This window comes from Labrys sp. WJW, assembly GCF_001676615.1.
Lineage (GTDB): Bacteria > Pseudomonadota > Alphaproteobacteria > Rhizobiales > Labraceae > Labrys > Labrys sedimenti.
Map to the genome: position 1 here is coordinate 1 of NZ_LYXZ01000136.1, position 437 is coordinate 437.

The 437-nt window shown below is 65.4% G+C and carries 1 pseudogene; it reads left to right on the plus strand.

Annotated elements, in window-relative coordinates:
• A pseudogene (locus BA190_RS34970) lies at positions 1-437 on the plus strand (electron transfer flavoprotein subunit beta/FixA family protein); the annotation flags it as partial.

Sequence of the window (437 nt, forward strand, 5' to 3'; positions counted from 1 at the left end):
GTCGATCTCAACAATGTGAAGATGTCGATGAACCCGTTCGACGAGATCGGCGTGGAGGAAGCGCTGCGTCTGAAGGAAGCCGGCAAGGCGAGCGAAGTAGTGGTGGTTTCGATCGGTCCGGCCCAGGCGGCCGAGACGCTGCGCTCGGGCCTGGCCATGGGTGCGGACCGCGGCATCCTGGTGAAGACCGACGCGACAGTCGAGCCGCTGGCTGTCGCCAAGCTCTTGAAGGCTGTGATCGGCAATGAGAACCCGGGTCTGGTCATCCTCGGCAAGCAGGCGATCGACGACGACATGAACGCCACCGGCCAGATGCTGGCGGCGCTGCTGGGCTGGCCCCAGGGCACCTTCGCCTCCAAGCTCGAGGTGGGCGGCGACAAGATCGACGTCGTCAGGGAGGTCGATGGCGGCCTGCAGACGGTTGCGCTCAACCTGCC